Genomic DNA, 3,823 nt, shown 5'->3' with positions numbered 1-3,823 from the left:
CCGCAGGACAACGCGTACTACGTCGACTTCCTGCCGGTGGGCTACCTGTTCCACCTGGGTGGCTTCACCAGCACCTTCCACCCCGACCTGATTCGCCGCTTCGACCTGGCCAGCGCCGCCTGGAGCCCCGAGTACGGCGATGTGGTGGGCGCGGTGTTCGACATCTCGCTGCGCAACCCGCGCAGCGACCGCCTCGGCGGCAAGCTCGACTTCAGCCTGCTGGGGGCCAGCGTGCTGGCCGAAGGGCCCATCGGCGACGGCTTGTCCTTCTTCCTGGCCGGGCGGCGCAGCTGGTTCGACCTGGCCGTCAAGACGATGGAGGACGAGAAGGAAGGCGTCAGCCTCACCGTGCCCGTGTACCACGACTCGCAGGGCCGGCTGTCGTGGGAGCTGAACCCCGGCCATCGCCTGCGCCTGGACTTCAGCACCGCCAACGACCGCATCGACTTCACCACGAAGGAAGGCTCCCGCGCGGCACAGCGCGACCCGGTGCTGCTGGGAAACAGCAGCATGCGCCAGTCGTACAGCAGCTTCGCACTCAGCTGGGACGGCGACTTCGCCCCGTCCACCGCCAACCAGCTCGCGCTGGGCCGGATGGCCACCCGCGACTTCACGCGCATCGGCAGCGCGGGCTTCTACGACGCCGAGGTGGTCACGACCTACCTGCGCGAACAACTGCGCCTGGCCTGGACGCCTGGGCACGCCACGACGCTGGGCGGTGCGCTGAACAGCCGCCTCGTCGATCTCGCGCTGGACATCCAGGACCCGCGCTGTACCGAGTTCGATCCCAACTGCGACATCAGCTCCGCCGGCCGCGTGGTATCGATGCAGAAGACACGCCAGAACCAGGCCGAGGCCTACGCCCATCACCGATGGCGGCTGTCGCCCGAGTGGACGGCCACCGGCGGCCTGCGTGCCAGCCGCGACTTCTACCTGCGGCAGACCTTCACCGAACCGCGCCTGGGACTGGAGTGGAACCTGTTGCCACGCACCATGGTGTCGGTGGGCATGGGCCGGCACCACCAGCCGCCGCCCCTTGAGCAGGCGCTGCGCGACATCGGCAACCCCCAGCTCGCCGACCTGCGCAGCACGCAGTACGTGCTGGGCGTGACGCAGGCCCTCGACGCAGGCTGGTCGGTGCGTGCCGAGGTCTATCGCAAGACCTTCCAGGGCTATGCGGTCGACGACCCGGCGCTGAAGTACATCAATGGCGGCAGCGGCACGGCCAGCGGCTTCGAGCTGCTGGTCAGGAAGGACGGCAGCGAGAAGYTGACGGGATTCTTCTCGCTCAGCGTCTCGCAGGCGCGGCGCCGGAACGACCTGACGGGCCAGAGCTTCCGCTTCGACTACGACCAGCCCGTCATCGCCACGCTGGTGGGCCAGTACAAGCAGTCGGACGCCTGGACCTGGGGCGCCAAGTGGAGCTACCACACCGGCTCGCCGTACACACCGGTGGTGGGCACCGGCCTGTACCCCGACGGACGCGCCAAGCCGGTCTACGGCGCCATCAATTCACGGCGCGTGCCGGCCTACCACCGGCTGGACCTGCGGYTGGACCGCAAGGTGTCGGACCGCTTCACGTACTACGTCGAGCTGATCAACGCCTACAACCGGAAGAACGTCTCGGGCTACAGCTACAGCCCCGATTACCGGACACGCGAAGAGGTCTACCAGCTGCCGGTGCTGACCTCGTTCGGGATCCAGTACGCGTTCTAGTTCTACGTGGCCTGTGCCGCTGCGCCGAGCAGCTGTTCAGCCGATTTCAGCAAGGGCCACGCGAGCACGGCGTTGCAGCTTTCACTCGTGCACTGGGCCGCCTCGAGCAGGGGCTCGGCGCCCAACAGCCGCAACCACCGTGCATGCCCATTCGCCTGCGAGCCATGTGAGAAGACACAACGCTCCAGCAGTGCCGGCGCCAGCCCTGCGGCCACGGCCACGGCCGCCGTCGTGACGAAACCCCCGACAACGATCACGCGACGCTGTCTCGCAGCCTGGAGAACCGCCCCGACGAGTGCCGCGATCTCCAGGCCCCCCATCGCCGTCAGGGCGGCCATCGGGTTGGAGGCGCCGACGTGCAGATCAAGCGCCCTCTGCAGCACCGCGAACTCCCTCGCCCGCCCCATGTTGCCGAAGCCCGCGCATTCTGCGATCGGCACGCCGGTGAGCCGGCTCATCAACAAGGCAGCAGCCTCGTTGCCCATGCCGGTCTCTCCCAGCAGCAACACATTGCCCGGCAGCCGGCTGACCAGGCGCGTGCCACGCTCGATCGCGGCACGACATTGCCCGACCGTCATGGCGGCACCACGGCTGCTGTCCAAGGTGCCCCGCGCCATCTTGATCCGCAGCAACTGCAAGTGCGGCTCGAGATCGGCGCGCAAGCCGCAGTCGATCACCGTCAACGCCAGGCCGTTGCGGCGAGCAGACAGGGACGTGGTCGTGCGACCGGCCAGGATGTTGCACACCCGCAGCGCCGCCACATCCGGCGGATGGACCGACGCCGTCCGCGCCACGATGCCGTGGTCGGCGGCGAAGACCACCAGCTGAGGCTTCTCCAGCCGCGGCCGGGCCACCCCCTGGATCTGCGCAAGTTTCTCGGCCAGCAACCCGACGCGGCCCTGCCCGTCGCCCGAGCCGGACATCAGGGCAACTTCATGTTGCACCCGCTGGGCCAGTGCGGGGTCGCAGAGGCTGGGGATGTCGTAGTCAACGCTCATCTGGGTCGACTCCTGTGACGCTCGCGCCTGCGGCCTCCTACTTCAGCAAGGACAGCGTGCCCACGTTGAAGCTCACCGTGCGCTCTCCCACGGGTTCGGGCGTGTCGGCGATCTCGATGGCGGTGAGCGCCTCCAGCGTCGACTTGACGTCGACGCCCTCGGCACCGCAGTACTCCGGCGCTGCGAATTGCGAGAACTCGATGCGGTACTCCGTGACCTGGGGCTTCACCGGCAGCATCAGGATCGGGTAGCAGCCCCGTTGCTGGACGGCCGGGTCGTTCCCCACGAGGCGCAGGCGCAGCTTGTTCACCGTATGGCCCGCCAGGTGAACCTTCAACGCCTTGTACTCGGTGGCCACCACGGGTCGCTGCGAGACCAGCACGATGCCGACGCCGGCCCATTGGCTCCCGCCGCGGGTGTTGAACTGCCCCGTGACGTTGAGCACGCCGTTGTTGCGGACCGTGATGTCTCCCAGCGTCGCGTCGCCCGGCCTTTCGGCATAGATCAGGCCCTCGATGAAACCGCCCTCCACCGAGGCCGTCGTGCCGTTGAATGCGGTCCAGAGGCGCTCGATCCCGGCCACCGTCACCGGTGGAGGGACCACCGCCGTCGCGGTCGTCGCCGGGATCGATGCCAGCAACGGGGCAGGCGCCGGTGCCGGTGCCTCGCCCGCCGCCCGGGGCGCCTGCGGCTTCGCGGCGGGTGGCGCCGCAGCGGTGACGCGTCGAGGTGCCGCGGCCGCGGGCGCTTCGGCCTCCCGGCGCAGCTTGACCTCGACCCGGCCCGCTTCCAGGATGCGGCGGAACGGGCTCTCGGCCAGCCGCTTGGCCTGGTCATCGGCCTTTTCCGGGTTCGGCATGTTGGCCGGCACCTGTGCAGTCGCCTCCAGGGCCAGCGCAGCCAACGCGGTGGCCAGCCCGCGGGTGAGCACGGTGATGTGATTCAGGTGGCGCATGGCTTGCCCCCTCGACTCAGCGGGCCAACCCGATGGCACCCACGCCGAAGCTCACGGTGCGGTCACGCATCGGCGCCGCGGCTTCGGCCACTTCGATGCCGGTCAGGCTCTCCAGCGTGGGCTTGAGCGCGACACCCTTGGGGCCGCAATAGCC

3 protein-coding genes are annotated in these 3,823 nt (G+C 69.0%); 1 reads left to right on the top strand and 2 read right to left on the bottom strand.

Annotated features, from left to right (window positions below; genetic code table 11):
• Positions 1-1,716 (top strand): TonB-dependent receptor plug domain-containing protein (locus AC1D01_RS24520; RefSeq protein WP_477870996.1); only part of this gene is annotated, 1,716 nt, incomplete at its 5' end.
• 2 nt (positions 1,717-1,718) lie between these two features.
• Here the strand turns inward: AC1D01_RS24520 and AC1D01_RS24515 are convergent.
• A complete protein-coding gene (locus AC1D01_RS24515; protein WP_477870994.1) occupies positions 1,719-2,714 on the bottom strand; it encodes a nicotinate-nucleotide--dimethylbenzimidazole phosphoribosyltransferase in 996 nt (331 codons plus the stop codon).
• A 37-nt stretch (positions 2,715-2,751) separates the two neighbouring features.
• The gene (locus tag AC1D01_RS24510; protein WP_477870992.1) at positions 2,752-3,669 is read right to left on the bottom strand and encodes a hypothetical protein; all 918 of its coding nucleotides are present in this window, start codon (positions 3,667-3,669) and stop codon (positions 2,752-2,754) included.
• Between the last annotated feature and the right edge of the window lie 154 nt (positions 3,670-3,823).

The organism is Rhizobacter sp. P3_B12, from assembly GCF_056402895.1.
The sequence above is the reverse complement of the archived record's forward strand: the minus strand, read 5'-3'. Positions and strand labels throughout refer to the sequence as shown.